5 protein-coding genes and 2 pseudogenes are annotated in these 3929 nt (G+C 65.0%); 4 read left to right on the top strand and 3 right to left on the bottom strand.

Annotation, left to right across the window (positions count from 1 at the left end; all coding sequences use genetic code 11):
* The 3 genes from ACESMD_RS06395 to ACESMD_RS06385 form a co-directional block, all read left to right on the top strand.
* Nucleotides 1–222 (top strand): hypothetical protein (locus tag ACESMD_RS06395; protein WP_372611409.1); only part of this gene is annotated, 222 nt, incomplete at its 5' end.
* Nucleotides 219–773, top strand: coding sequence for a gamma-glutamylcyclotransferase family protein (locus ACESMD_RS06390; RefSeq protein ID WP_372611407.1), 555 nt, complete (start codon nucleotides 219–221; stop codon nucleotides 771–773). The genes ACESMD_RS06395 and ACESMD_RS06390, both read left to right, overlap by 4 nt.
* A 202-nt stretch (nucleotides 774–975) precedes the next feature.
* Nucleotides 976–1572, top strand: a complete 597-nt coding sequence (locus ACESMD_RS06385) for a DUF3105 domain-containing protein (protein WP_372611405.1) — start codon at nucleotides 976–978, stop codon at nucleotides 1570–1572.
* A gap of 24 nt (nucleotides 1573–1596) precedes the next feature.
* On the opposite strand, the pseudogene ACESMD_RS06380 reads toward ACESMD_RS06385, so the two are convergent.
* Nucleotides 1597–1758, bottom strand: a pseudogene (locus tag ACESMD_RS06380) (site-specific integrase); the annotation flags it as partial.
* 119 nt (nucleotides 1759–1877) lie between these two features.
* Complete coding sequence (locus ACESMD_RS06375) at nucleotides 1878–2324, bottom strand: hypothetical protein (protein ID WP_372611403.1); 447 nt, start codon at nucleotides 2322–2324, stop codon at nucleotides 1878–1880.
* Between the two features lie 305 nt (nucleotides 2325–2629).
* On the opposite strand from ACESMD_RS06375, the pseudogene ACESMD_RS06370 reads away from it, so the two are divergent.
* Nucleotides 2630–3037: pseudogene (locus ACESMD_RS06370) on the top strand (transposase); the annotation flags it as partial.
* Between the two features lie 159 nt (nucleotides 3038–3196).
* Here the strand turns inward: ACESMD_RS06370 and ACESMD_RS06365 are convergent.
* Nucleotides 3197–3595, bottom strand: coding sequence for a cupin domain-containing protein (locus ACESMD_RS06365; protein WP_372611401.1), 399 nt, complete (start codon nucleotides 3593–3595; stop codon nucleotides 3197–3199).
* Between the last annotated feature and the right edge of the window lie 334 nt (nucleotides 3596–3929).

The following is a 3929-nucleotide window of genomic DNA, read 5'->3' as shown; positions in this document are numbered from 1 at the left end:
GGCTATCTGATGGAGATTTCCCCGGATGCCCACCGACCGGCCTACAGCGGCTACTTCAATGCCCTGGTCGCACCGGCCGCGCTGCTGCCGCTGGCCGGTGCGGTGGTCGCCGAACTGCTTTCTTACGCCGCCGTCTTCGCCATGAGCGCCCTGGCCGCCCTGGCACAGGGGTTCCTGGTGCGCCGCTTGCGTCACTTCCCTTCGGAGGAACTCCCCCGATGAACATTCGATGGCGACGCTGGCTCGCGAGATCGTGGTGGTTGTCTCGGCTCCACTATCGGCTGCGTGGCATCCCGTTGACGGGGCCGCCGACAGACGAGGTCTGGTACTTCGCCTTCGGCGCCAACATGCACGACAGCGCCTTTCGCGAGCGCCGCGGCATGCGCCCGCTCGACTGGCGCCCCGGGCGGGTGGCGGGCTACCGGCTGCGCTTCAACCTGGAGGGGCGCCCCAAAGGCAGAGCGGCGCCGGCCAATATCGCACCCGACCCCCAGGCCGAGGTCTGGGGCGTGCTCTACAAAATCACCCGCCGAGACCTGTTGCGGCTCGATGCCACGGAAGGCGTCCCCGGTCGCCGGTACCGGCCGATCTGGCTCCAGGCCGAGGATATCGAGGGCCAACCCAGGGTGGCGGTGACCTATCTCGCCGAAGGCAAGGAACAGGATGGCCACCCTTCTCTCCGCTATCTGGCGCTGCTAAGAGAGGGCGCGCGGGCCCATGGATTACCGGCGCACTGGTTGCGCATGTTGGACGACGTCCGGCCGGCGGAATGAGTGAGACCGATGACACCAGATCCACAGGCGACCCACGCGACAAGGCGATGATGCCGACGAGGGCCGTACGGCGGTGGCTCGAGTGCGACCGCTGCTGCGCCGGCTCGACCGGTACCACTCACCTGGATTCATGGAATAAGAGGTGGCCGGAGACGCTAGCCTCCTTTATCTTGGCTGGGGACCCAAACCAAGGAGATCGAGCATGTTGAGACAAGCCACCGGCGGAACCACCGAGATGGAAATCACCGGCGCAGCGAAGCAATCGCCGGCTGGGGCCCATCGATCAACCCAATGCCGCCTTGTCTTGCTGTCACTCTTCCTGCTGCCGGGGGCGGTGTTGGCGCAAGGGTTCGATGCACTGATCGAGGAGGGGCAGCCACGACTAGGCGACGTGGAAACTCAGCCGAGTCTAGGCAACGACCACGTGAGCGCAGGGACCCAGGTGGCCCAGGATCAAGACTTTCCCCTCTCCGGCCCCCACGCGTCCAAGCCGATGGTTTCCGGCTTCTACACGGAACCGCAGCCCAAGGGCGAACTTCTCCACGCCCTCGAGCATGGCCAGGTGGTGGTCTACTACGACGAGCCCGGGTTCAAGGGGCTCAGCATGCTCAAGCGGTGGAGCAAGGACCGGGCCAATGATTGGACAGGGCTGATCGCGGTTCCCCATGAGGGACTGGGCGACGGCCTGGTATTGACGGCCTGGCGCCGGCGACTGGACCTGCCGGCATTCGATGAAGCGGCCCTCGCCGCCTTCATCGATGCCTACAGCGGCCGGGGACCGGAGAATCCCGTGCGCTGACGGGGACATTCGCGGACACGGGGCTCAAGGCTCGCGTTTCAGCCCGTGTCCGCTCAGCTGGCGCTGCCACTCCTCGGCCTCGGCGTGCAGGTAGCGCGCCGTGGTATCGAGCCGCGAATGGCGGGCACTCCTCGCGAGGTAACGCAGCTCCACGCCGCTCTGCACCTGGTGGGTGATGGCGGTATGGGCGCCAGCAGTTGTGCCCAAGCGGGGGGGGGGCCGGCGGTCGAGTCGAGTGGTTCATCCGGCATCCGGTTCAAGGCCGCTACGGCAACGAAAGCGCGGCTCCTCGCTTACCGCTGCGATCAGGTGGTCTGCTTGGCCTCGCGGGTCATCCGACGCTCGAAGCGCCTGACGATGCCGCCCAGGCGGGTGGCAGCCTCGACACAGGCCGGGTCACCCGTCAGGTGGACGTGCTCCACCAGGCGGCTGTAGGTCATCTGGATCCGCTCGAGCGTGTACTCGTCGGCCTGGGGCTCGGGGTCCGGCTCGACGAGCGAGAGGTGCTCCACGCCCGCGTCCTCGGGAGAGATCTCCGGGGAAGGCGGCGCCACGGCACGCCACACCATGAAGGGATGCAGCCGACGGATCGCCTCCCTGGCCCAGGCGCCATCGTCCTGGTCCTCCCCCTGGATCGAATAGATCGGGCTCGCTCCGGCCTGGCAGTCGATCACCAGGCGGTGGCCGAAAAGGTGCAGGAGGTCCCGGATGTAGTCGAGGCTGCGTTTGAAGATCTCAGGGGCCTGCGGCATTGCTTCACCTACGATGCGTGGAGATTGAAGCCGGTCATGGTACCAAGGATTAGAGGGAAGGGGATGAGCTGCGAGCCGAAAGCCATCCACTCCTACTAGCTGTTGGCTATCCTTGAGCCGACGCACCCAGAACAACCAGCTCCAAGCCTGGATTCAAGCATTTACGCTCTAGGATCGTCACTTAAGGAAACGCTGCACAAATCCCGCCGCTGCTGCCTGACAACCGTCAGCGGGGTAGAATATGGTCTTCCTGCCACCGTCTGACAGAGCTACCCGATGAAGCAGATCTCGTTTACCCAGGCTGAGCACCAGAACAAAAGGTCACCCGTCGGGAGCGATTCCTGGCCCAGATGGATGCTCTGGTGCCATGGCAACGACTGATCGAGGCGCTGTCGCCGTCCTACTTCCCCAACGCGGCGGGCAAGCGGGGCCGGCCACCCATCGGCCTGGCGCGCATGCTGCGGATCTACTTCCTGCAGCAGTGGTATGCCCTCGCCGACGAGGCGCTCGAAGATGCTATCTACGACAGCCAGGCCATGCGCGACTTCATCGGTATCGACCTGGCCATCGAGAGGGTTCCCGATGCCACCACGCTGCTGCGTTTCCGCCACCTGCTGGAGAAACATGCCCTGACCCAACGGATCTTCGAGGAGATCAACGCCAGTCTGGCCGAGCAAGGCATGTTCATGCGTGAAGGCACCATCGTCGACGCCGGGGGCTGCTTCGCCTGAAAAGGGGGTTCAGACCGAACCGGTGGGCACCAGCAGGTCGCGGGTTTCGCCCATGAAACGCGCAGGTTGGCCAGAAGAAAGGGACCGACCGGGGCAGGCCCCCGATCGGTCCCTCTGTCGCCAGGATGTCAGGGTGTCAGCTCATTCGGGCTGGGACACCATGATGGGCTCGCCCTTGGGGCCCATCTGGAAGACGATGAAGCTGGTGCCATCGCTGCTCAGGGTCCTGGCGACCATCGGGCGATCGGGGGTTTCGTAGAAGGCCTCACCGGCGGATATGCTCCTGGGGTCCTCTCCCTCGACATCGACCTTGATGCTGCCCTCGGTCACGTAGACGAAGACGTGTCCCGGGTGAATATGGCGGTCGGTGACCCAGTCTTCGCCCACATCGAAGCGCACGATGTTGGCCTCCATCTCCTCCTGGCCCTTGAGTGTCGACTGCAGGATCTGGGTTGTCTCGCCGGCGGCGAGCAGGGGCGTTAGGGCCAGGGCGGCGACCAGGGCCGAGGCGGTGCCCATGGCAGTCCGGTGTGAATTCATGATGTCCTCCCTCCACCTGAGGTGGCGGTCTGATACGGGGTTGCCGTCTTGGGAGCCTCGGCCGTTCGCGCCTGTCGACTGCCGACCAGAAGATCCCCCACCGGCACCTGTCACTGTAGTCCCGGCCCCCTGTGTGTCAACCACTGACCCAGGCGGTCTGACGCCTGATGACAACCCGGTCAGAGCTTAGATCGCCTGTCAGGTGGTCCAAAGGATGGGGTCCACTTCGGTGGTTCGAAGCTATAGGGGTATCGGGACACGTGACATGCAGCATGTCCCTCTGATGTCCCGCCGCCAACACGCATCGTTGAGCTATCGGGACACGAGGGACAGG

This window comes from Halomonas sp. (assembly GCF_041689495.1).
GTDB lineage: Bacteria > Pseudomonadota > Gammaproteobacteria > Pseudomonadales > Halomonadaceae > Halomonas.
This window is presented reverse-complemented; position numbering and strand designations above follow the sequence as displayed.

Bases quoted from the DNA above. Each gene is read 5' to 3' on its own strand.
- ACESMD_RS06390 (WP_372611407.1), top strand. From the start codon at position 219: ATGAACATTCGATGGCGACGCTGGCTCGCGAGATCGTGGTGGTTGTCT.
- ACESMD_RS06385 (WP_372611405.1), top strand. From the start codon at position 976: ATGTTGAGACAAGCCACCGGCGGAACCACCGAGATGGAAATCACCGGC.
- ACESMD_RS06375 (WP_372611403.1), bottom strand. From the start codon at position 2,324: ATGCCGCAGGCCCCTGAGATCTTCAAACGCAGCCTCGACTACATCCGG.
- ACESMD_RS06365 (WP_372611401.1), bottom strand. From the start codon at position 3,595: ATGAATTCACACCGGACTGCCATGGGCACCGCCTCGGCCCTGGTCGCC.